Here is a 22,501-nt window from a genome sequence, read left to right on the forward strand (position 1 = left end):
TCATGCTCCTTGTCATTAGAACAGTCGTTAGAAGAAGTCGCTTCTGATGAAGCCGAAGTCCAGCAGCTCTGAGTCCTGCACGGGGGTGAAGTTGTTCACCCGGCCCTTGGCGGTCAGTGGCAGGGGCGGGTCGAGCAGGATGTTGTTCTTGTCGTAACCCTGGCCGATCACCGCGAAGATGATGCCGTTCCAGCCCTTGAGGAAATCGTCGACCTTGTATCGCCTGTGGCCCAGCACCGGATCACCGATGTACACCCAACCTTTGTCGACTTTCTGCATGACCACGAAGTGCTTGTAGCCGCGCACATCCATCAGCACCACGACGGGAATGCGCACGCTGTGCAGGGTTTCGGGCGCCACCCGGTAACCGCGGGCCCGCATCCCGAGGCTTTCGACGTAGCGCTTCATGTCGAGCATCGAGAAGCCTTGCGTGCGCACAAGGTCCTGGTCGGCGTGGGCCAGCATGCCTTCGATGATCTGATGTTCGTCCACATCCAGCCAGTAGGCCTGGCGCAGGATGGTCGCCAGCGCGGCCGCGCCGCAGCTGAAGTCGGTCTTTTGTTGCACCAGGTCGGCGAACTTGCGTTCGCGCAAGCTCTGGATCGGTTTGAACACCACGGCGCCGCCCGGCAGGACGGACAGCGGCATTTGTGCAGCTTCGCTCACGCTGGCCAGGCACAGCAAAAACGCCAAGGCGAAAATACGCATGATCGGGTGCCTTACGGTGTGTTGAAGAAAGGCCCCCCGAAGGGGGCCTCAAGCACAGCGGTTAGAACGAGGTGTTGGAGATGGCCAGCGAGTTGCTTTGCTGGTTGCCCACACCGGCTGCTACGTTCACGCCCAGGTTACCGCTGCCACCGTTCACCGAACCGCTAAGGGTTGCAGTGTTGGTAACTGGGTTGGCCCAGCCGGTCGGGGTCAGCACTTGGAAGGACACAGTATTGCTCAAGTCGTAGGCGCTGCTTTCGCTGTAGCTCTTCGAAACGTCGTTCGAGGATTGTTTTGATTGCTCGCCAGACTTCGAGAACTCAGACGCCGAAGCATTCTCGTACGAAGAGTCGTGAGACTTGGTGTACGAAGACTCTTTGGACTTGTCGTACGACGACTGATGCGCCTTGTCGTAGTTGGAGTCGAATGCTTTCTCGAACGACGAGTCGTATGCACTTTCGTGCGACTTGTCGACCGACACATCCAGCGACGCACTCAGCGAGCCATCGAAGGAGCTGGAGTCGGTACGCTCGTGACGGCCATAGTCGGTGGTCCGGGTACGCGAGGCGCTAACGTCAGCGTCCAGCGAAGCTGCCAGGCTGGCGCTGCTCGACGCGCTGTGGCTGCCGCTGGCAGAGCCACTGGCACCCCAGCCGAACGAGCCACTTGCGCTCGAGTTGTGGGAGCCGCTGGCACTGCTGGATTGCGAGCCGCTGGAGTCCCAGCCACTGGAGCCGCTGGAGCTGGCGCTATGCGCACCGGCGACGCTGAAGCTCGAAGACGAGCTGCGGTCGTCGGTCGAGTTGAAGCTGCCTTCCTTCGAGCTTGAACCGCTGGCCGACTTGGTGATGGTAATCGTATCCACCCGGTAGGTGCGGTCGGCGCTGTTGTTTACAACCAGGCCTGGGCCGTCCTGATTGGCCGAAGCCGTGGCAGTGGCGTTACCCAGCGGCGCACCGGTGTTGGCGATGGCCATGGTGTTTTTCTGCTGGTTGAGGTCGCCACCGGCAACGTTGATGCCAATGTTGCCCTCAGCCCCGCTGGCTGAGCCGCTCATCACCGCCGAAGACTGGGTCGAATAGTTGTCGACCCGGTTGTTTCTGCTGGTTTGCACAACGTCAGCCGTGGCACTGGCCATGCCGAACACGAAGCTGTTGTCCAGGCTCGAGTCGGAGCCTGCGTTGGCAATGGCAGCGGCGTTGTCTTGCTGGTTGCCGTTACCGGCCGCCACGTTTATGCCAACGTTGCCGCTGGAGCCGGTGCCAGAGTCACTCATCTCGGCTTCGTTGATGGTGCCTTCATTGGAGATGCGGTTGCGAGTGCTGGTTTGGGTATCCCAGGCATTGGCCGTTGCATACACAGGGATCTTGGTGGGTGGAGGATTGTGATGACCATTGTTATGGTGGCCGTTGTGGTGGTCATTACGCCGATCATTTTGCCCAGCTTGTACAGCAACAGCCATGACCGCAGCAATTGCGAAAACCAGAGGCTTGATTGCCATCGAGGGTTTCATGGTGATTCTCCGTACGCTATTAGGTTAAGTGTCGTTCTTAACTGCAGGGTCAATCCGCGACCCGGATGCTCAAGGTGTTGGCCATTCGGTTTCCCACCCCGGCACTCTGGTTCAACTGGATCACCCCTCGGCTACCGGTGAAGGCCTGGTCACTGGTAGTGACCTGGCGATAGCCTGCTGGAATGTCAGTTGCTCCTGAGTTGTTGATCAGCGCCACGTTCTGTTGCATGAGGACGCTGTCGTCGATGCTTTGCGGTTGTGCACCAATGCTGATGCTCAGTGCGTTGGCTTGCTGGGTGTTGGCACCTGCGCTCTGGTTGACCCCCAGGGCACCGCTGCCGTTGCTGAAAGCGTTGCCCTGGATGGTCGAGCGGGCGTCCATCGCGGGGTCGGCGGGCGTGTTGAGCCGTTGCCGGATCTGGGTGCTTGCATTGGCTTCGGGGCCGACGGCGATAGCGCGCGCATTGACCTGCTGCTGTTTGTCACCAGCGGCCTGGTTGACAGTGAGGTTGCCCTGATAGCGGCTGCCGGAGCTGTCGATATCGGCATTGTTGATGACGGGAACCAGGGATTGCGCAAAGGCCGGTGCAGTGCAAAGGGCGGCCAGCATCAGCAGTGTGCGCTTCATCTCACTTGCCCCCGCCGGTCAGAATCTGCAGCGGCGCGAGGCCACGCTGCACGCTCGAGTTGACCATGTTCGAGATACCGTTACCCGACCCCGTGCCGCGTCCGCCCGCCAAGTTGGGAAGCTGGTTCTGGTTGCCGAGGTTGCCACCCAGGTTGTTGGTCTGCTGAGTGACCAGGTTGCTGATGCCTGCACCGCTGCTGATGCCAGCGAAGTCGCCATCGCTCAGCTCGTTGGTTTGCTTGAGCACGTGGGCAGAAGGGTTGGCATTGACGGTGGTAGGGCTCGGGTCTGGGATCAGAGGGGGGATGGTCGCGTTGCGCACCTGCACATCGCGCTTGATGATGATGATCCCCTTGTCCGCCTGAGCCGTCAGGCTGAGTGACCCCAGTACACAACCCACCAGTAATAGGTGATAGAGGTGTTTGTCACGTTTCCTCACGACGGCAACTCCTTCTTTGAGCGCTGGCCCTGTTCAGCGATGCGAACGATAGAGCAGAAGGTGTGCCGCTTTTTAGAATACGTTTCAGATCAGATAGTTAGGGCAAGAGGCTGACAAAATGCGGCGCATGTTGTCTCAGGCTTGAAACAGCTTGCCCTGCGCGTTGCCGGCAAAGTCAGCTGTGGCCTTGATTGGAAGGGTTTTTGCAAGTGTGTTTCACGGGCTTGACACTGCCCCCAGGACAGGGGGAAGCCCCGCAATTTCGGGGGCTTTGCCCCACCGGGGTGTGTCAGTGGTTTAACACTCTGTCGGGCATGATGGCGCATCGCTACCAAGGAGCGTAGCAACCGATTGCAAGGCCAGCAATTGGCGCTGAGGCCAATTGCCATCAAGTATTTGCCGCGGCTGGTTGTGCCGCTTCAGCCAGGCCAGGCTGTCGTCGAAAAAGCGCTGACGATCGCTGAGGTCGGGTTGGCAACGCTGCCCATCGGCAATCCAGTCCACCCCTTGCGGGCTGAGCAACAGGTGCAGGTCGTAACGCCGTGCCAGCAGTGCCTCTTCCAGCCAGGTTGGGCAGTCGTCGAACAGTGCGTGGCTCCAGAGCATGTTACTTAGCAGGTGGGTGTCCAGAATTAGCAGCGGGGGCGCCTGCTCACGCGCACGGTCCTCCCATGCCAGTTGCCCGCGGGCGATGGCGGGAATATCGGCGTAGCAGGTGTCACGGCATTGCTGGTCGATGAAATGTCGCACGTATTCGCCCACCACCACGCCACCAAAATGTGCCTGGATCACCCCGCTAAGCCAGCTTTTGCCACTGGATTCTGGGCCGCACAGTACCAGCACTTTCATTGCTTGTGGCGCACTCATGGCTGTACCAACGCCGGGTCGCGGCGCCATTCCAGCCAGCCGCGTACAGCAATCAGGGTGAGCACGGCGAAGAAGCCGGCGGTGAAATACAACTGCTGATGCAGGTATTGGCCCACATAGATGATGTCGACCACCACCCACAGTGGCCAGCACTGCAGGCGTTTCTGCGCCATCCACAGCTGCGCTACCAGGCTGAATCCGGTCAGGGTGGCATCCAGCCAGGGCAGGGCGGCATCGGTCCAGTTGGCCATGGCCGCGCCCAGGGCGGCGCTCAGCAGCACCCCGGCGGCCAGGCCGGTGAACAGTGCCGGGCGTGGCAGACGGGAGACCTGTCGGGCGTCTTCAGCGTGGCCGGGGCGCTTCCATTGCCACCAGCCGTACAGTTGCAGGATGGCGTAGGCCACTTGCAGCAACATGCCCGAGTACAGCTTTACTTCGTAGAACAGCCAGCCATAAATCAGCACCATGACCAGGCCGATTGGCCAGCACCAGGCGTTCTGCTTGACCGTGAGCCAGACAGCGGTTACGCCGAGGAGGGCGGCAATGAGTTCAAGGCCGGACATCGGCGATCCTTGGAGGCTACGGGGAAGGGGCGAGATTGTAGCGGGTCGGCCGGGGAAGGTGTAGGGCGCAGCGGTGGGATACCCCTTTGTAGGAGCGGGTTCACCCGCGAACACCGGCAGCGCCGGTGCCACCCACCGCGTTGGTTCTTCGCGGGCACCCCGCTCCTACAAAGGGCTTGTTCTCAGACCCGGAACTGCCGCAACAACTGCTCCAGCTCTTCGCTCAACCGCCCCAATGCCACCCCAGCATCGCTGGACTGACGCGCCGCATCGGCGGTCTGCTGCGACAACCCGGCAGTATCCAGCACATTGCGGTTGATCTCTTCGACCACATGCGACTGCTGCAAGGTGGCGCTCGCAATGGAGGCATTCAATGCGGTGAGGTTGTTCAGCACCTGGTTGATGGCGTCCAGGCTGGCGCCGGCCTCGCGGGCTTGTTCGACAGTCTGGCGCGATGCCTCGCTGCTGGTGTCTATGGCCTTGACCGCAGCGTCCGACTGACTCTGCAGGTGCTCGATCATGGTATGAATCTCGGCCGTCGATTGTGCTGTACGCTGGGCCAGCAGGCGCACCTCGTCGGCGACCACGGCAAAGCCTCGGCCTTGCTCGCCAGCCCGTGCAGCCTCGATGGCGGCATTCAGCGCCAGCAGGTTGGTCTGTTCGGCAATGGAACGAATCACGTCCAGCACGCCGCCGATGCGCGTGCTGTGGCCGGCCAGGTCGCGGATTACCTGTACGGCCTCATCGATGGTCAGCGACAGGCGGTCGATCTGCGCCAGGCTGCCGTGGATGGCCTGCTGGCCGTGCGTCACCTGTTGTTGTGCCGTCCGCATCTCTCCGGCGGCCTGTTCAGCGGTCTTGGCCACGTCCTGCACGGCGTAGGTCACCTCATTGACTGCAGTGGCCACCTGGTCCATCTGTAACGATTGCTGGGCACTGCGCTGTTGTGCGGCACCCGCATTGTCACCGACGTGCCCGGCGGACCGGGCCAATGCGTGGGCCGCGCCTTGCAGTTGGCCGACGACACCTTGCAGTTTGCCGTTGAAGCGGTTGAAGTGCTCGCCCAGGTGGGTGATCTCGTCGCTGCCATGGGTGTCCAGGCGCCGGGTCAGGTCGCTTTCGCCGCTGGCGATGTTGCCCATCGCCTGCACCGCTTCCTGCAGCGGGCGGGCGATGCTGCGGGCGATCAGCATGACCACCAGCGCCATCAGCAGGGCAATGCCCACGCCAACCAGCGAAGCGTCGCGCAACTGGCGAGCGAATTCGGCCTGCACGTCATCGACGTACACGCCCGAACCGATGATCCAGCCCCACGGCTTGAACAACTGAATATACGAGGTCTTGGCTACCGGCTCACTGGCGCCGGGCTTGGGCCAGCGATAGTTGACCGGGCCGGCGTCCTGCTGGCGGGCAAGGGCGACCATTTCGTTGAACACGGCGAAACCATCGGGGTCGCGGATGGCGGAAAGGTCCTGGCCGTCGAGCTTGGGGTTGGCCGGATGCATGATCATCTTCGGCCCCAGGTCGTTGATCCAGAAATAGTCGTCATGGTCGTAGCGCAGCGCGCGCACTACCTGCAGCGCCTGTTGCTGGGCGGCTTCGCGGCTGAGCGTGCCGGCAGCTTCCAGGCCTTGGTAATAGGCCAGCACACCCGCGGCGGTTTGCACCACATGGCGGGTTTTCTCCGCCTTGGCCTGGTACAGGTCGCCATGGATCTGCCGCAGCATCAGCAGGCCCAGTACCACCAGCATGGCCACTGCCACCACAAGGATCAGCCACAGGCGCTGACTGATTGACATCGATCTCAGAGTGTTCATCCATCAGCTCCCGCATTGTTCTTTTTATTGAGGTGCATCGAAGCATGCTTTGCAGCGAGCCCACACCCGACTAATGGCTAAGTGCTATGTTGGTGATAGTCTGCAACGGGTCGGGTAAAGCAATTGCCAAGGGGCTCTGTCAGGATTTCGGCCGCGCAAGATGAAACCTTTAACAGGCATGAACTTTTCCGCTGGCGTTGCGCCCAACAGTCGCTGTAAAACAGCCGGGCCGTGTAAGGCAATTTCAAGCAAATCAAGAACAAGGGGCCTGCGACAAGCAGCGCTCCATCCGGGGGAATGATGGATTTTTGGACTGCCTTCCAGGCAATCATCTTAGGCGTGGTCGAAGGGCTGACGGAGTTTCTGCCGATCTCCAGTACCGGTCACCAGATTATCGTCGCCGACCTGATCGGTTTTGGCGGCGAACGGGCCATGGCTTTTAACATCATCATTCAGCTGGCGGCGATCCTGGCGGTGGTGTGGGAGTTTCGCAGCAAGATTTTCGAAGTGGTCTTCGGCCTGACCCACCAGCCCAAGGCGCGCCGCTTCACGGGCAACCTGCTGCTGGCGTTCATGCCGGCGGTGGTCCTGGGTGTGCTGTTCGCCGACCTTATTCACGAATACCTGTTCAACCCCGTCACCGTGGCGGCGGCTTTGGTGGTGGGGGGCGTCATCATGCTCTGGGCCGAGCGCCGTGAGCACCGCGTGGAGGTGGACCATGTGGACGACATGCGCTGGAGCCATGCGCTGAAAATAGGCTTCATCCAGTGCCTGGCGATGATCCCGGGCACGTCGCGCTCCGGTTCGACCATTATCGGTGGCTTGCTGTTCGGCTTGTCGCGCAAGGCAGCGACCGAGTTCTCGTTCTTCCTGGCAATGCCGACCATGGTCGGTGCGGCGGTGTATTCGGGCTACAAATACCGTGACTTGTTCCAGCCCGGCGATCTGCCGGTGTTCGCGCTCGGCTTCGTGACCTCGTTCATCTTCGCCATGATTGCCGTACGGGCGTTGCTCAAGTTCATTGCCAACCATAGCTACGCGGCATTTGCCTGGTATCGCATTGTGTTCGGCCTGTTCATTCTGGCGACCTGGCAGTTCGGTTGGGTCGACTGGTCCACTGCACATGGCTGAGGCGCTACGTGGGCAACGGGCTGAAGGCGTACGCAATGTGCGCCTGAAGCTGCTGCTGTTGGGCGTGCTTTGCCTGTTGCCCGGCCTGGGGGCGGCGCGCATGGCCTGGAACGATCAGGCCTGGTGGCCATTGGCGTTGTACCCGGCCATGAGCCTGATCAGCCTGTTGCTGTATTGGCAGGACAAGCGGCAGGCACGTAACCAGGCCTGGCGTACACCCGAGAAAGTGCTGCATGCCAGTGAACTGCTCGGTGGTTGGCCGGGGGCGCTATTGGCGCAGCAGCTGTTTCGGCACAAGACCCGCAAGGTGTCGTTCCAGTTGGTGTGCTGGGGGATTGTGCTGGTGCACCAGGTGTTCTGGGCAGACTGGCTGTTTCTTGACGGGCGTTATCTGCCCCTTGGTTGATGTGCAGTTGTGCCGGCCTCTTTGCGGGTAATGCCGCGAAAGGGCCGGTACAGGTAGATCACATGACCAACCCCACCTGCAACCGCTTGGGCAACCGACGCACGACCAGCTGGTGCGACCGCTGCAACACCTCACACAGTTCATCACGCCCCATGGGGTAGGGCGGCGCCATGCTGACCCATCGCGCCCGCGCCAGGTACGGCGCCGGCCGTATCCCGGGGCGATCGCAATAACCCAGAAACAGCTCGTCGGCTACCTTGAACGACAACCCGGCACCCGCCAGGTCGAGCACCGCGAACATCTTGTTTTCTGCCACCGAAAACACTCGGATGCCGCCCCATTTGTAGTCTTCCCGCGCCCCCGGCAGGCTCAGACAAAATGCCGCCACCTGGGCCTCGCTCATCTTCCGTTCAGACATACCGCTCTCCACAAGCCTCGAATGACGCCGCCAGGTGATCGATCCACACTCGGACCGCAGGCAGCAGGCCGCGCCGGTGTGGGTAAACCGCCTGCAGGTAGCCACCCGGCAGCGACCAGTCTGGCAGCAGGCGCACCAGTTCGCCGCGTTCCAGTTCCTCTTCACAGAACATGCTGGGCAGCGCAGTGAACCCCAGCCCGGCACGTACAGCAGCGTTACGTACTACGAAATCATCGATCGCCAAGCGTGGCTCCAGCGCTATTTCCTGCTGCTTGCCATGGGGGCCGAACAGGCGGAAGTGTACCAGCCGGTCCGCTTCGGCTGCGCCCAGCACGGGCAATGATGCCAGCTCGCCCGGTTCGCGAATGTGGTCGGCAAAACCGGGTGCAGCCACCAGTTGCATTTGTGCCTGGCGCAGGCGGCGGGTGACCAGGGCCGGGTCTTCGTCGCCCAGGTCGCGTACGCGCAACGCTACGTCAATGCCTTCGGAAATCAGGTCGACCCGGCGGTTGAGCAATACCATGTCCAGTTGCACCAGCGGGTACTGCTCGAGAAAGCGGCTGATCACATCCGGCAGGAAGGCGTGTGCCAGTGCCACCGGGCAGGAAACCCGCAAACGCCCGCGCGGTTCACTGCTCATGCTGGCCACGGTTTCGTCGGCGGCTTCGGCCTCCAGCAGCATGGCCTGACAATGATGCAAGTAACGTTCACCTACTGCGGTGAGCTTGAGTTGCCGTGTGGTGCGCTGCAACAGGCGTGTGCCCAGGCGTTCTTCAAGCTCGGCGATACGCCGCGACAGGCGCGACTTGGGGATACCCAGCTGGCGCCCGGCGGCGGCGAATCCGCCGGCTTCGACGACGCGCGCGAAGTAGAAGAGGTAGCTGTTTTTGTGGGGATTACCAAGATCAAATCCAGCGTAACTGACTGACATAAAAAGAAAAATCACCTAAATCCATTTTGACCATGGGCAAAATGAGGCTCCTCGGCCTCAGCCTGCCGCTAATGGCCCAGCATCGTCAGAAATCAGCATAGCCACCATCCTGTTGCAGGAAGAAAATCATGAACACATACACCTTCAGAGCGGAATGCCTAGGCGACGTTTTCGCTTTCCTAGGGGCACTGACCCTCAAACACCGCATCGAATGCTGCACCCTTCAGCCTGATCAGTGCTTTCCAGATGTCGAGGTGTCGCTCCGCACCGATGGCACGTTCAAGCAGTTGCAGGCCTTGGTTGACTCGATCGATGACGCTCACATCATTGCTGAGTCGCTGGAGCGCATTGAGTAGAGCTTCGTCAGGCCATTTCTCTTTATTATAGGAAAACTTTTTCTGGCTGACTTGATTGCATATACAATAAGAGCGACTTATTTTCGTTGATTAAACGCTAGTGACCGGTAAGTTGTTGCGTCCCCACGCGCCCTCTAAATCTGGCTGGTGAACGGAATGGATGCATGGCGATTTTCCCATTGAATGGGCATCACTTTTTCAAAGCATATAAAAATCTAAAATTTACTCATAAAGAAATATCTTTATTAATGTCACGAGCTTCTGTAGTCGCGATTTTCATCAAGTCTTCAAGATTTCGTTCTTTATGTTTCGACTCAGCCAGAGCCATCAACGTGACAGGGCTGACTCCTAGCTTGTCGCATAGCGCACGTACCATGTCGACGGTTGGGGTCTGCTTGGCCTTTTCAATGTTACGGATATAACGATCGGTTGCTATGGGTTGGAACGCCTCTTGGGTGAGCCCTCTATACAGTCGCAGGGAGCGGAAAACGCTTCCAAAAGCTTCGTTGTAGTCCATTCGTGATCGCCCAAAAGCGAGTATTCAACACGTTGCGTTCGCGAACGAACAGGAACTATAATTCCTGTTCATGCTTTTTTCGCGTTTCCGTGCCGTTTTTGGTGCTCCAACCTACGCCAGGTGATGGCTCAGCGATGGCTCCGGTCGCTGATGCATTATTCTGATCATCGATAAGGTAGCTAATAATATGTTCGAAACTAACGACCAAGCCCGGTTGCAGCCCAGCATCTATTTCGATCCTGAGGAGGGCACCCACCGATGGGCCTACATTTCTCAAACATCGAACCATGAATGGTTCTACGTCACCTACGAAACTACCGATGATGAGGAGGTCGTCAGCGTCCAACAGCTCATGGTTCCGATCGCACCTTATCTCTTGGGGCTAGCGACCAGAGATGCCCCGGATGGCTTCATCCGAAGTATCCAGCTGGTTTCTCCGCCGTGGATGAACGGAAGTGGCTCTTGGCTTATGGAGGATCTGAAGGAGATCCGGTCAGTCGGTCCCAAATACTTGTATGAGCTGAGTGACGGAAAAATTTATCCCAAAGAGTTTGCGAATGCTTCGGCCAAGACGCTCTGGTCTAAAACGGAGCACTGATATGTATAGGCTATTGGAGCTTGGGTTGGTGTCTCGGCACGCTAGCCTTTTCAGAAAGCAGGGCCATCAGGAAGAAGCTATTACCTTCGAGTGCATGAATGGATGGTTTGACCTCATTGCCTCCAATCTACAGGTCGTGGAGCGCTACGCCGAGCTGCAACGACTGGAGATAGAGGTCGTTGACGTTAAGGAAAAATTCGGGCTGCTACGTATCTATCAGCATGGGGGCGACGAAGTGATTGATCGAGCGCTCGATATCGCAGAGCTGGTCTCTGGCTGTGTTTGTGAGATTTGTGGTGGCCTGGGCAGTGTTAGTGAGCGCCAAGGGTGGCTTCGCACGCGCTGTCACTTGCATCAAGACCAAGATGCGGCGAAGCACCTTGCCGGCAGTAAACAAGGCTACATCGACAGCTATGCCAAGACCGTAGCATTGCTGCTTTGGTTCTTTAAGGAGCATTCCATCGGCTGGGTGAACCAAGAGTGCCTGGGGCTTGGTGGTCGTCGCCCCTTTGAGCTTCTGGCATCGAGTGAGGGATGTGAGGAGATCTATGTGTTCATCAGAAGGCTCGATGGCGGGGTAGGGGTGTGAAGCTCAAATCTCTATATCGATCTCACATCGTCATGGCGAACGAACAGGGGCTTGAAGGGCGTCTGCGCAGACTGCTTGATGGGGATTTTCAACAAGGTAAGGTTGATTTCAGGATCGTCCGTAGCCTGGTCTCGTCTCCAAGATTGATGTCATTCAGTGCGCAATGCTTTAGCCATCCAGGATTGGCGGCGGCTGGTGAGTCCTATTTAACCATGCACACGATGATTGGAGATGGGAGTCAGAAGACGTACGCATTGTCTTTGGAAGACTGGCTCTGCATCCGCAGCGTGGTGGAAAAAGTAGAAAGCTGTCGACCCTTCGACTCGGCTGTTATGAATATCCAGGTCTGGCCCTATCCCCCTTCTGATCTGGATGACTTCGCGATGGCCGTTGCTGTAGCTCTCAGTTTTACACGGGCGGAGTTGATGGCCGAATCGAGGATTTCGTTGGCAGTAGACGAACTGATGTCGAAATGGGGCTACTTTGCAGATGATTTCTAGAGCTTAAATGCTCTTCTTGACCGAACATCTCGGTTAAACGTGTCCGCTAATGGTCCTATGGACAGCACTTGCACTTCTTTGCAGAAAGCTAAAACTCGACCGTTGGTGTTTCGCCACGGATGGCTATGGGGCGGTTCAATGAGGCCGTACGCACATTCCGCCCCCCATCTATATGGCATCAGACTACGTGCGCGTAGTATCGCGCATGTGAATCTCGACCGTTGCATCTGGGTGATAGGGAGTAGGTGCACAACGGCGCAGCGTACCACAGTGACTTAAGGGTCCGGCGAATGCACCTTCCGAAGTCCAGCATTAAGGGCGATGGTGACCGCGATTTCAAGCGGGCGCAATGTCCCTTAGGCCCAGCCACCCCCTAATCTGATTTACCGTCAACATCATGACCTTCCAGATCCTCTGGACGCCCCAAGACGATCGCAGAAAACAAGGTGGTGAAAAGAGCGCTTTCCTCCTTTTCTATAAGAGGAAGTACCTTTTGAAGGTTTCGACGAGCTTCTTCCAAGGTGGTCGCGATCGAAAATTGATGTAAGCTGGCCTGCAAACTCTGCAATTCTCTGAACATGTAGCCTGCATTTGCATCTGTAATCCAACCCTGCTTGTGCATGTCATAGAGAAATTGGCAGCCCTCACCGAACTGCTGGTTCTTCACAAGCGCCACTGCGAGTTTGTTGATGATCAGCAAAAAATTCGAGATCTTCGCCTCGTCCTCGGTTTCCTCTGGTAATTGCTCATTGAAGGGGAGCCCCTGGCTGAACCTGATAGCATTTTCCTGCTCCCTCCGCTGATTCCACTCCATTGTGATCGTCTGCTGGGCAAAGACTTGCGCTTTGTCAAGCGTGTTGGCGGCGACCAACTGCTTCAGGATTCGAACACGGTAGACTGGAGGCAAAATGCTGAATAACGTGGCAACCCAAGCCTTCGATCTGAGTCCGTGTTTTTTAAAGTACGTGAGGATTGTCCACTCACAGACTAGGCCTAGATCGCGCAGACCAGCTCGGATTCGCTCGTTTGATAGCTTCTTGTGATTTTCCTCATGGGCACCATCGTTGCCCAATTTCCGAATGCGGTGGAGCGAGTCAATGACATCCCATGGGAAGAAGTGTTTGAGAAGGTCAATGCGCTTAGAGAGATTTGCGGTCCGCACGGCTCCAACATCCTTATCACCCACAAGGTGAATGAGGACAGTTCTGAAAAGGTTTTCCAAGCAATTGCGGATGCTCCCGGCCTTCAGATAAAGGCGCGAGGCATCCCGTTCGTCTAGGTAATAGTCGAACGCACTCTGAGGCATCAATGGTGGGTGATCAGCTTCCTGCATGGACAGCTCCTTGAGGTGGTTGCTAGAGCGAGCGCCTTGCGAAATGGCCGATGATACGCAGTAATTATCTCTTTCTTCAATACAGGGATGTCCATTGCTACCATGGTAAGGATTTTTGACAATTCGTCGCAGGCCTTTTCGGCGGCCGGTGTGATGCGGCAGCTTCAGGAGCCCGTTAGAGGAATCGCTAATGCGTGAAAAGGATTCAGGCAAGCTTGCTTTGTTACCAGAAGTGGCGTCACCACAGAAAATTTCTATTGCCTGATGCGCGACGGCCTTCGAATATCTGGCAGCTGCTATCGACTTCATTGAGCTTGGTACCGATGAGTTCACCCCCTCGCAGTGAAAAGTCTGGGAGCGCTACAAAGCCCAAACTGCGCAGTTCGCCCATGACATGTTGCTAGCAGAAGGTGATCGGAGTGAGATCGAACGTCGCCTGGGGATAAACAGCGCTTTTCCTCCTCAAACCAAGTAATCGAAATGCTACCCTAGGCCACCAATGCTGCGGTAGCACCTGAAACTAGGCACCGGAATAGTCGCCGACGTCAGCTATTCCTACCCACATTAGCCACAGAGAAAGGACGCCTATGGCTTGCACCCTTCAGAAAATCATCACCCGCGATCGAGGTGAAGAAGCGTACGCCGAATATGCGAATTTCCAGATTGCTGATACCGATGTGATCATCTAGGCGGCCAGGCAAACGCTGGATGCAATCCCGCCATCTTTCGGGTCGTGCGTGATGGTGAGTACGGGCTTTGCGGCGATTCTCAACTCACTTTGTGTTCCCGCCGTTGTGGTTCTTGGAGACCTGGAAGTCGATGGGTGTTTCGCATTCGAATGCCGAGGCAATATTCCAGCTGCAACCTACGACGGTGAGGTTGTTGAGGCGACTTGGGATGGCCACGCTTGGGTTATGGTCGACAACGTGATCTGCGATCTCTCGATTTTCCGTAGTGCCTACAACACCCCTAAGCCAAGCCATCTCCAGATCTTCATCAACCGCTACTTTGGCGAAGGTAAAGGAGCTTTGCTATGTCCGCCGGGAACGTTGCCGCACGGGATGGAGTTTGTACCCAAGTATGCGCTGACTGACAATCAGATTTGCGGCATCCTGGACGGCTTATCCAAGCAAGCAGCGGAGCGCAGCGCTTCAGTGTGAGACTGGATCATCCCAAAGTCCGGAGGCGTTAAGTAAGGTTCAAACTACGATCTATCGCATGAGGAATTTGCAGAGGCCGCCGCTGTAAGCACCCGAGATGCAAGGGACGTAGACGAAGAACTTCGCGTCTGTGAAGAGGCGACTTTGTCCTTAAGAGCGTATGAGGAAGCAAAAGGGCAGGTCTCCGAGGGAGAGCTAGAGAAAATCCGGCTGAGAGCCGGATTCCACTACTGCGCTGAGAGCGCGTACCTCCTTCGCAATCTCGAAGGCAATGATGAGGCACCCGCTGACGTTGCGGCTGGCCACGATGGCCGAAAAGGCTCCGAGTCAAAAGGGCAAGACCCTATCGGGAGTAGTAGGCCGCCCCTGGAGCGTTAGTCTTCATAGTCCCGCGTTGCGCTTGCCCGATAACGTTATCCTTGCTGATTTTTTTGATGGCTTTTGCGTATGTTGGGTTGACCAGCTCACCATACCTGTCCAACAGGTTATCTAGACGGTTTGCTCGTTCATTTGCGGTTGGGATCGACGAACTGAAGAGAATTGTGAGGGTTTCTTCCAGGTGCTCGACTTGGTCAAAGGACCGTAATTTGTCAGCAATTGTCCAGGACGTTTTCCGGCAAGCATCAAGCATTTCTTGAGGGGGCTCGTCGCCGCTCGCTTCAGCGGATGCCACCCAAAAATACTGCTGATTCAGCTCCAGCAATAGCATGTACACAGCGTGCCGGACTGCATTTTTTTCTTTGCGATGCTCATTAGCTCGCTGGATGATCGCAGCAATGATTGCCCCTACGAGAGCGGCTAAAATTCCTCCGATGAAACCGAGCATTCCGTCAGTCATTTTCGTTCCCTCACAGATCAGACTTCCGACAGCAATCATAACGGGAGGGGCTCCTCTGCGGTATCGAGGGGCAGGTGTTATCACGCAAGCGGTTCTATATCACCCCCAGGCGCGCTTCGCGTTGACGGCTAGAGCGGTAAGCGCTGTGAGAATGCCTTCAGTTTAGTTCTGGCGCGGCTGAGTCGAAATTTCCGCTGGGCTCCTGTACAACATCGCTTTCGGATGGAGGCAGGGAAGGCATGGGGAAGAACGATGGGATGGCGGGGTTGGCAGCCCTGTCTGCGAGGGTAAAAAACGAGCGGCGGATTCTCTTCGAGAGGCTAAAAGCATTCGAGGAAAAGCTTTTGGGCTTGATGGATGGTCTCGGGTGCCGGGGCTCCAGTAAGTATGTGACAGTTTCTACCTGGGAACACGAGGAGAGTGGCTTTAGCGGAGGGCGCGTAGCTTGGCTCTTTTTCAACGGCACCAAGCTTATGGTCAGAACCAGTAGTTTCTCAGACTACAGTGACGATACCAAACAGGATGACTACGAGTTGGACGCGGTTGAACTCAGCTGGCTGGCACTTCTGAGTGGACCTGAATACCTAGACTCTCTTGTCGCAGACATTTCTGACACCTTGGAGGAGGAGCACACGCTTTTCTCCAGTGCGAACGAATGGCTTACAAAATTCGTAGCAGCTGAAAAGGCCCAGATTGATGCTGATCTGTCTGAGAAATTTGAACAGGATCCAACTCTGCTTGAATCATGGCAGAAAGCCCGGGCGGTAGTCGAAAGCGACCCCGAGGATTCCATCGCTCGTAGCTCTTCACACCTAGAAACAGTCCTGAAGGCTTGTCTGAAACAGCTAGGCGATGTAGGCCATGAGACGATGCCAGTTGATAAGCTAACAGCGCGGATGGTTAAGAAACTACGTGAAGTAACCAGTGCCGAAGGTGGTGTCTTGCAATCACTGTCGGGGCTAGGGACTATTTTTCATGGGGTAGGGACCACAAGAAACTCCAGCAGCACCGCTCACGGAAAAAACGAAGGATATTCCGCTCCTGGGGTAGAGGTAGCGCAGCTAATAAACCACTTGGCCGGTGCCGGTTCAGCATTTATCCTCAAGCAAACCGAAAGAGTATTAAAAGCCGAGTCAGCTACCCCGCTCGACGACTAGGTCGCGCGAACTTAAATTTACAATAAAAAACAGCCATCACCGAAACAATGATGATGGCTGTCCTGTTGTGCCGTGCGCCCTTATTACAGGGGGTATTCGAAACCATTAAATTTCGAACTCAATAAAACTACCGTTGTCTTCCAGCATCAGTGCGACATTCACTGTTGGCAGATACGTGTCAGGAACTTTTTTAAGGATAGGTGAAATTTTAGCTCGAACTTGCTTGCGCGCGTCAGCCTTGCGATCTGCATCAGTAATGCCGGCAACTGTCAAGATGCCGGTAAACGTAGTCTCAATATGTGCAACCTTATCCCATACTTTGTCGAAGTCAGCAATCTCCTTTCTTACAAAATCTGCATAGTCCTCAGATCTTTGGTTCTTGGGGATGTTTTGGTGTACAGAGTACGTGAGCATGAAATAACAATACATAGGAATGCCTCTCGCCGATTAAGGGCAAAATAGAATGGAGTTGATGCTCCGCCTCGCTAGAGGGGGCTGTGTTTTTATAATGGATGGAAAAGCAAGATTCAACCGATATATTTCACTTGGCATTGCAATTATTTAATAGCGAAAAACTTGCATTTTTGCCATCGTGTGCGCGCGACTACCACAATAAACATTTCATTTCACGCTAGCCCTTTCGGATAAAATCCATACCTGAAGTTGTTGCAAATAAGTTGCGTTCGCTCCGCTAGGCCAAATGGTAAGCAAATGTTTCCAGTGAGGAGCGCGCCGATCACGTAGTGCAGCCTCTTCGTATTGGGCGGCTGCCACCTTAAGGTTGCGTGAAAAGTCTTTCTTTGCTTGGCTGGCGAGCGCGCACGTGCACCAAGATGGATTCTGCTTCCAGGTTTAGCTGAGCAACCGGTTGTGGATTTGCGCGAGATTGTTAAGCACCTTAGGGAGCGCCTGCCGGCCGAAGCTCACACCCTTAACCCAACCCGAGCAGCTATGGGCGAGCTTCAGAAATTCCTAGCCACCTTGAGCGTGATAAAAGAAGCAGAGCGCGATTGATCAGTTCCGCTGGGCGGTGGCGATGTGGATACGCGATCCGAACTGGATATCCTCCGAGGATGAAGCCGAGCAGATCAAGCAGTTCCTGGAAATGTTCGATATGGGTTCAGGTGATCTCACGCCTGACTGGGGGCATTTGGCCGATCTTTGGCTTGAGTTGGTGCGTCCTCGAAGTGCTGAACTACTACAGAAGAAAGGGCGGCGGACTACCATGATGCGACTGCGCGACCTTGAGCCCAGCCTCAAGGCTCGCCCCATTGAGGTAGATGCACTCTTGAAAAAACTCCAAGGTGTCGAATTGCGGAGGCGTTGGGAAGAGCGAATAGTCGCTTGTGTCTTGGGTTACGGAAAACCAAGCGCTAATTAATGTGTGCGGGGCCTGATTTCACCGGCCGTGGATTTTATGAAAAGGCCCCGCCCATTATGTGCAATAAGCATGGGCTTGCTCCGATTCTGCTGGTGGTGCGCCTTTATCGAAACGATGGTTGTGAGGTAAGAGTACATCTGTACTCCTTCCGTTTGTGTATCACTTTCGTCTGTACGGACGTTGAGCGCAGCCAGGATTTCAAGCTCATTTAAGGCTTGTGAGATCAAGTTTCTCTGCCTTGTTTCAAGCACCCTATGGAGGCGTGGGGCGTGACATCTAAACGCCGTTACTGATATCGTTCGGCGCTGCTCAAGAGGGATCTAGCAGTGACCACAACCTACCTCAAATACTTCCCCAAGCCTGTCCTCGACGACCTCGTCAACGGCAGATGGCTGCCGATCATCGGCGCTGGTATGTCTCTGAATGCCCACGTCACATCAGGTCAAAGACCACCGCTCTGGGGAGAGCTTGGTAAGCTCCTCGAAGACGACTTAATTGACTTCAATTCCAGTGGCGCTTTGGATGCGATCTCAGCTTACGAGCATGAGCTGGGGCGCGCGAGGTTGATGGACAAGCTCACGCAGGTGCTGCTGATCCACGAAGCGCAGCCAGGGGCGGCGCACAAGAGCTTTTGCTCCATCCCATTCGATATCGTCTGCACAACGAACTTCGATTTTCTGCTGGAGCAGGAGTACCGGCTCGGGCCCAACGTCGTTTATCCCATTCTTGAAGAGGAGCAGCTGTCGCTGAATTCATCCAAGGCCGGGGTGAACCTGCTCAAGCTACATGGCGATCTTCACCATCCAAGAAGGATGGTGGTCACGGAGGCTGACTATGATGGCTTCCTCGCGAACTATCCGCTGTTCGCAACCTACCTAGCCAATCTTTTGATCACCAAGACGGCGGTATTGGTTGGCTACAGCCTGGATGACCCGGATTTCCGGCAGATCTGGCACGTGGTCTCGCAGCGCTTGGGACGTACTAGACGATTTGCCTACACCATCGTCGTCGGCGCTAATCAATCTGATATCTCCCGATTCGAGCGTCGCGGAGTGAAGGTGATAAACCTCCCAGGTACGCGGGACAAGTACGGAGAGATCCTGGCTGCCGCGTTCGATGAGCTTCGAGAGCTGCTGAGGGACGAAGCCTTCACTGTGATGAAACCGACTGAAGAGCGGGCGATGCAAGAGCTGTCGCTACCGCGTTCAGCGCCATCGCGGCTCTGTTTCTTCTCGCTGCCCTTGGAGGTTCTGCCTTTCTACAAGGACCAGGTCTTCCCGGCGCTGGAGGACATCAATCTTGTCCCGATTACGGCCGATGGCATTATCTCCCCCGGGGATATGGTGATTGCGAAGCTGGATGCGCTTATCGACCGTTCCATCGCGATGGTCATTGATCTGTCGTCCAACTGGACGATGGTTGAACTGAAAATGGCCATCAGCCGTGCAGCGTCAAGAAGGAGAGAGGGAAGGCCTCTCGAATTGATCGTGGTGATGCGAGAGGGTCAACAGTTACCCACCGCGTTGGAAGGCGTGAAGGTAATTTATCGGCCAGATCTGTTGACTTCTCAATCAGAGGATTTCGCGATCGATCTCATCGCAACCCTGGAAAAAGTGCTCCCGTCAGATCGTGATTCCCAGCTGGGTGAGGCGCGCCGACTTCTGAGAGTGAAGGAGTATCGTGCAGCTATCGTTTCGGCAATCACCTATCTTGAGGGTGAGCTGCGAAGCGTGATGCGATTTAGAGATGAGGACGTTGCCTCAAGGCCTCACTTGTCCCTGCTAAGGCTGATCAAAAGTGCAGCCATCCGAGGCGTGATTCAACCTGAGTGGCTCTCTAGCTTGCATGAGTGGATTCACGTTAGAAACAGCATTGTGCATTCTAGTGGGGATGTGGATGTCTCTCAACGGCTGGCTAAAACTATCGTTGATGGGATTGTCAAAATAGTGGACAGCTTCCCGGTTACACCGACGTTAGGAACGACATCAGGGTAGGGTGGGTCAGGACGGTGTTGCGGAATCGAGCAAAACTGCTCGATTCAAGCGCATCGCTCAGCTTTGTGCCAACGCGGCCTTAGAAGCATCCCTACTTCTTTTTAGGTGCAGGAGGCGGTGCCTTGGGCGGAGTTGCAGGGCGCTGGCTTGTTGTTTCTTTGCTGACTCCGCCGTTGACGGAGTTAGGTGGCCTTCTTGGTGGATTGGACATGCTAATTCCTTGCTTTGATTGATTCTGTCGTCGGCTGCGGCCTGCCTCAAGTTGCGAGGTTGGCGAACAACTCTGGTTATTTGGCTAAGCTAATTTCTTCACCCTGAGGCTATCCGTTTCGGCGCGGTGGTGCCGGCGGAGCTTTGGGCGGCGTCGGCGGCCGATGGCTAACCGGTGCAGGCCGTTGTGAATCGCTACCGCAGGGGCGGCGGGGCTGGGGCGATATCCCTCTTTCTTCGTACATCAGTTACCTATCTTTGGTGGACGGTTTAGGTGGGGAGGGCGGAGGAGTAGCGGGGCGCACGTTTACCGGCGCCGGAGGACTGACATTCATTCCATCGTTGGCGACGCGCACCACCACATGCTTTTTGCTTTGGTCACTCTTATTGGTCATTCGATGTCTCCTGCTGCTCAAGGAACTCAACCATCAAAACGTCGGAATTTGAGATCAAGTAGCTTTCAATCCCTGGCATCTCGGCCCACTGATCCTCTTCATTTATCCAGCAAGGCTGTGTAATCAAGAAATGGCCTGATGCCGGATCTGTTGGCCACACCTGTGGATACCCGAACAGCCGACGTCCATCAAGCAACGTCAGCACCACGGTTTGCCCTGCCCCCCTGCGGAATGCAAATACCCATTCTGGATACGAGGCCCGCGATGTAAATCCAAGCTTCCTTGCGATTCTGTATAGATAGTCATGATTGGATGCGTACGACAAACCTAGGCCCAGGCATACCGCGAGCGCGATCCCCCACGTGGCCTCTGCGTCGGTAGTCCATAACCCTATCGCGAACCAATGCTCACCCACCCAAAGAAGGGCTTTTGAGATGCCGGATACGATGATGGTGATGATCCCGGTACCAATCAGAGCCTGAACCGTCCGCTCGAACTGACCTGGCTTTTTTACGTCTGCCAGCCAGTAAAAAATCATCGTAGTGATGAAGCCCGGTATCAGCATCTGCACCAGAGGGAGAATCTTCGTTGCTAGGTCTTCCACTGCCTATCCCACTGAGTGATGCCTGTTAGCCATCACTATAACGGTGGGTCTGGATCTTAGGTAGCCATTTTGGGGCTGGCATCTGTGCACGCTGGATAGGGCGTACACGGACTGCGGAATCTAAGCGTAGCTCGTCAGCATTTTGTTTGCGACTGTTAGCAGGAAGGTGCAGCCCTGGGATGAATGACTTGGCCCTGAAGCAAGCGAGCGCTTCAAGTCCTGAGGAAGTCAGTCAATCTAGAGAGAGGGTTTTGAGAAGCGGTGAGCCGCGCCTCCTCACAGAAGCAGTGCAGGCATAGGATCATCCTCTATAATCTAGGAGCAGGACGCTATCTTTGATCTGGCCTGTTGCGGAGAGCAAGGTGTGAGTTCCAGACCGTTTTTAGTTAGGCTTGGCTGATTGATGCCATCAGCTCGACTCTGTTGTTGGCGCCTGGGATCAAAACGGGGCTGCATCGCAGCCCCATCCGCCTAATCACTCGCCAACCGGATACCAGGTCGCATAGTTATCGTTGAAATTTTCCTCCAGCCCATAATTTTCATTCCTGGGCCCTTCAACCACTGCCTCACGGCGCACAAAAGCTTGCTTCATATGATCCCGTGCAAGTGCCGCAGGCACGTAGGCCATGCCGTGCCACTTACTGCGCCATGCAACCAGCTGGCGATCGGTTTCAATCACATACACAGGCGCATTCAGTTGGTCACGTAGGCGTGGAACCGCGTAAGCCCCATCCAAACCCCTCGGAACACGAACTTCCTGTCCGCGCCTGTCCCAACCTGCCCAGAGGCTGTAAAAGCGCATGCGGCGTTCGTGTTGGGAGATGAACTCATAGTAGGCCACGTTAGGCTTGGGCAAGACCCTTGCACAAGCCTGTCGCATAATCCTCGTTGAGTATTTGCCGATCTGGTCATCAGGAAGTTCGGCAATCTTCTGCTCGAAGTGATGACGGTTGTTGAAACCGAGCGTGCGGCAAAGGTGATCGAGCCGTTGGCAATGCGTCATGCCATCGTCTTTGAATTGATAGGACAGGTACTTGAGATCGTTATAGCAGTCGATAGCAGCAGACATGATTTTTCTCCACTGGCCTATACCAATAGATCGGTACTTGCATGCTGCTTGCGTGGCCGGAAAATACGAAAAATCAAGATAGAGACTTGAGGGTTTTTTCCCATCGCAGCAGGGTGCCTCCCCAGGCGCAGAAATTTTTACTCATCGCCATCAGTGATGTCAACCCCGACGCCAGAGGTGCTCAGACATCTCTATCGTCGACCCCGACGACACAGTGGATCAAAAGGACGTGTGCAATCTCCCCGTTGGGGGCCCGACGCCTTCCGGTGCGGGTAGTTGGACATACGTTACAAAAAGGGGGCTTGGGTCTCGTATCAACTAGCCGCCAACGAAAGTGATTGCTACTACGTGAAATCTGAAAAATATTGGCTATGAAGCC

At 56.0% G+C, this 22,501-nt stretch carries 25 protein-coding genes and 1 pseudogene; 10 read left to right on the forward strand and 16 right to left on the reverse strand.

Translation table 11 applies throughout. The features are described from left to right. Window positions 1–27 precede the first annotated feature (27 nt). The 8 genes and pseudogenes from ACZ889_RS15940 to mcpP form a co-directional block, all read right to left on the reverse strand. Entirely contained in the window at window positions 28–708 is a 681-nt protein-coding gene (locus tag ACZ889_RS15940; RefSeq protein WP_003253917.1) for a C39 family peptidase, read from the reverse strand. 61 nt (window positions 709–769) lie between these two features. Beyond that, the gene (locus ACZ889_RS15945; RefSeq protein WP_476257550.1) at window positions 770–2,221 is read right to left on the reverse strand and encodes a heme utilization protein; all 1,452 of its coding nucleotides are present in this window, start codon (window positions 2,219–2,221) and stop codon (window positions 770–772) included. Window positions 2,222–2,270: 49 nt separating this feature from the next. Further along, window positions 2,271–2,849: an adhesin gene (locus ACZ889_RS15950; RefSeq protein WP_180688205.1), complete on the reverse strand. Its 579-nt coding sequence runs from the start codon at window positions 2,847–2,849 to the stop codon at window positions 2,271–2,273. A gap of 1 nt (window position 2,850) precedes the next feature. Next, window positions 2,851–3,288: a hypothetical protein gene (locus ACZ889_RS15955; protein WP_180688204.1), complete on the reverse strand. Its 438-nt coding sequence runs from the start codon at window positions 3,286–3,288 to the stop codon at window positions 2,851–2,853. Window positions 3,289–3,585: 297 nt separating this feature from the next. Next, window positions 3,586–4,155, reverse strand: a complete 570-nt coding sequence (locus ACZ889_RS15960) for an AAA family ATPase (protein WP_180688203.1) — start codon at window positions 4,153–4,155, stop codon at window positions 3,586–3,588. Then, window positions 4,152–4,718: a nicotinamide riboside transporter PnuC gene (gene pnuC, locus ACZ889_RS15965; RefSeq protein ID WP_180688202.1), complete on the reverse strand. Its 567-nt coding sequence runs from the start codon at window positions 4,716–4,718 to the stop codon at window positions 4,152–4,154. Before pnuC ends, ACZ889_RS15960 begins: the two co-directional genes overlap by 4 nt. 182 nt (window positions 4,719–4,900) lie before the next feature. Continuing rightward, on the reverse strand, window positions 4,901–5,635 hold the full coding sequence (locus ACZ889_RS15970; RefSeq protein ID WP_404940839.1) for a methyl-accepting chemotaxis protein: 735 nt from the start codon (window positions 5,633–5,635) through the stop codon (window positions 4,901–4,903). Window positions 5,636–5,773: 138 nt separating this feature from the next. Beyond that, window positions 5,774–6,535 (reverse strand): annotated as a pseudogene (mcpP, locus tag ACZ889_RS15975) (methyl-accepting chemotaxis protein McpP); the annotation flags it as partial. 300 nt (window positions 6,536–6,835) lie between these two features. On the opposite strand from mcpP, the gene ACZ889_RS15980 reads away from it, so the two are divergent. Together ACZ889_RS15980 and ACZ889_RS15985 are read left to right on the forward strand one after the other, a co-directional pair. Then, complete coding sequence (locus tag ACZ889_RS15980; protein WP_003253910.1) at window positions 6,836–7,666, forward strand: undecaprenyl-diphosphate phosphatase; 831 nt, start codon at window positions 6,836–6,838, stop codon at window positions 7,664–7,666. Then, a complete protein-coding gene (locus ACZ889_RS15985) occupies window positions 7,659–8,072 on the forward strand; it encodes a DUF1294 domain-containing protein (protein ID WP_180688200.1) in 414 nt (137 codons plus the stop codon). Before ACZ889_RS15980 ends, ACZ889_RS15985 begins: the two co-directional genes overlap by 8 nt. A 58-nt stretch (window positions 8,073–8,130) precedes the next feature. Here the strand turns inward: ACZ889_RS15985 and ACZ889_RS15990 are convergent, their stop codons facing one another. Beyond that, a complete protein-coding gene (locus ACZ889_RS15990) occupies window positions 8,131–8,490 on the reverse strand; it encodes an MmcQ/YjbR family DNA-binding protein (RefSeq protein WP_047605158.1) in 360 nt (119 codons plus the stop codon). Next, a complete protein-coding gene (locus ACZ889_RS15995) occupies window positions 8,483–9,421 on the reverse strand; it encodes a LysR substrate-binding domain-containing protein (protein ID WP_128573797.1) in 939 nt (312 codons plus the stop codon). The genes ACZ889_RS15990 and ACZ889_RS15995 overlap by 8 nt, the downstream gene beginning before the upstream one ends. Window positions 9,422–9,549: 128 nt before the next feature. On the opposite strand from ACZ889_RS15995, the gene ACZ889_RS16000 reads away from it, so the two are divergent. After that, window positions 9,550–9,777: a hypothetical protein gene (locus tag ACZ889_RS16000; RefSeq protein WP_014861405.1), complete on the forward strand. Its 228-nt coding sequence runs from the start codon at window positions 9,550–9,552 to the stop codon at window positions 9,775–9,777. 226 nt (window positions 9,778–10,003) lie between these two features. On the opposite strand, the gene ACZ889_RS16005 is transcribed toward ACZ889_RS16000, so the two are convergent. Next, window positions 10,004–10,294, reverse strand: coding sequence for a helix-turn-helix domain-containing protein (locus ACZ889_RS16005; protein WP_245150103.1), 291 nt, complete (start codon window positions 10,292–10,294; stop codon window positions 10,004–10,006). Between the two features lie 187 nt (window positions 10,295–10,481). Here ACZ889_RS16005 and ACZ889_RS16010 point away from each other — a divergent pair, with 187 nt between their 5' ends. From ACZ889_RS16010 to ACZ889_RS16020, 3 genes are read left to right on the forward strand one after another with little or no spacing between them, the layout of a single operon-like run. Continuing rightward, window positions 10,482–10,892 carry a hypothetical protein gene (locus tag ACZ889_RS16010; RefSeq protein ID WP_128573800.1) on the forward strand — a complete coding sequence of 137 codons (411 nt, stop codon included), beginning with the start codon at window positions 10,482–10,484 and terminating at the stop codon, window positions 10,890–10,892. 1 nt (window position 10,893) lies between these two features. Continuing rightward, window positions 10,894–11,481, forward strand: a complete 588-nt coding sequence (locus ACZ889_RS16015) for a hypothetical protein (protein WP_476257551.1) — start codon at window positions 10,894–10,896, stop codon at window positions 11,479–11,481. A gap of 32 nt (window positions 11,482–11,513) precedes the next feature. Further along, window positions 11,514–11,981: a hypothetical protein gene (locus ACZ889_RS16020; protein WP_135007189.1), complete on the forward strand. Its 468-nt coding sequence runs from the start codon at window positions 11,514–11,516 to the stop codon at window positions 11,979–11,981. A gap of 373 nt (window positions 11,982–12,354) precedes the next feature. Here ACZ889_RS16020 and ACZ889_RS16025 read toward each other — a convergent pair whose 3' ends face one another. After that, complete coding sequence (locus tag ACZ889_RS16025; RefSeq protein WP_476257552.1) at window positions 12,355–13,623, reverse strand: DUF4145 domain-containing protein; 1,269 nt, start codon at window positions 13,621–13,623, stop codon at window positions 12,355–12,357. A 431-nt stretch (window positions 13,624–14,054) separates the two neighbouring features. Here ACZ889_RS16025 and ACZ889_RS16030 point away from each other — a divergent pair, with 431 nt between their 5' ends. Next, the gene (locus tag ACZ889_RS16030; RefSeq protein ID WP_128573802.1) at window positions 14,055–14,474 is read left to right on the forward strand and encodes a hypothetical protein; all 420 of its coding nucleotides are present in this window, start codon (window positions 14,055–14,057) and stop codon (window positions 14,472–14,474) included. A 343-nt stretch (window positions 14,475–14,817) separates the two neighbouring features. Here ACZ889_RS16030 and ACZ889_RS16035 read toward each other — a convergent pair whose 3' ends face one another. Continuing rightward, a complete protein-coding gene (locus ACZ889_RS16035; RefSeq protein WP_476257553.1) occupies window positions 14,818–15,351 on the reverse strand; it encodes a hypothetical protein in 534 nt (177 codons plus the stop codon). Window positions 15,352–15,551: 200 nt separating this feature from the next. Between ACZ889_RS16035 and ACZ889_RS16040 the strand changes: the two genes are divergently transcribed. After that, window positions 15,552–16,469 carry an abortive infection family protein gene (locus ACZ889_RS16040; protein WP_476257554.1) on the forward strand — a complete coding sequence of 306 codons (918 nt, stop codon included), beginning with the start codon at window positions 15,552–15,554 and terminating at the stop codon, window positions 16,467–16,469. Between the two features lie 105 nt (window positions 16,470–16,574). Here the strand turns inward: ACZ889_RS16040 and ACZ889_RS16045 are convergent, their stop codons facing one another. Continuing rightward, window positions 16,575–16,883: a hypothetical protein gene (locus tag ACZ889_RS16045; protein WP_135007191.1), complete on the reverse strand. Its 309-nt coding sequence runs from the start codon at window positions 16,881–16,883 to the stop codon at window positions 16,575–16,577. A 622-nt stretch (window positions 16,884–17,505) separates the two neighbouring features. Between ACZ889_RS16045 and ACZ889_RS16050 the strand changes: the two genes are divergently transcribed. Both ACZ889_RS16050 and ACZ889_RS16055 read left to right on the forward strand, forming a co-directional pair. Then, entirely contained in the window at window positions 17,506–17,850 is a 345-nt protein-coding gene (locus tag ACZ889_RS16050; RefSeq protein ID WP_014861410.1) for a hypothetical protein, read from the forward strand. Between the two features lie 326 nt (window positions 17,851–18,176). Next, the gene (locus ACZ889_RS16055; RefSeq protein ID WP_014861411.1) at window positions 18,177–19,844 is read left to right on the forward strand and encodes an SIR2 family NAD-dependent protein deacylase; all 1,668 of its coding nucleotides are present in this window, start codon (window positions 18,177–18,179) and stop codon (window positions 19,842–19,844) included. A gap of 594 nt (window positions 19,845–20,438) precedes the next feature. On the opposite strand, the gene ACZ889_RS16060 is transcribed toward ACZ889_RS16055, so the two are convergent. Together ACZ889_RS16060 and ACZ889_RS16065 are read right to left on the reverse strand one after the other, a co-directional pair. Further along, complete coding sequence (locus ACZ889_RS16060) at window positions 20,439–21,053, reverse strand: DUF6338 family protein (RefSeq protein ID WP_167551138.1); 615 nt, start codon at window positions 21,051–21,053, stop codon at window positions 20,439–20,441. A gap of 475 nt (window positions 21,054–21,528) precedes the next feature. Beyond that, entirely contained in the window at window positions 21,529–22,122 is a 594-nt protein-coding gene (locus ACZ889_RS16065; protein WP_014861412.1) for a hypothetical protein, read from the reverse strand. Window positions 22,123–22,501 lie beyond the last annotated feature (379 nt).

It is taken from the genome of Pseudomonas sp. TE3895 (genome assembly GCF_056278855.1).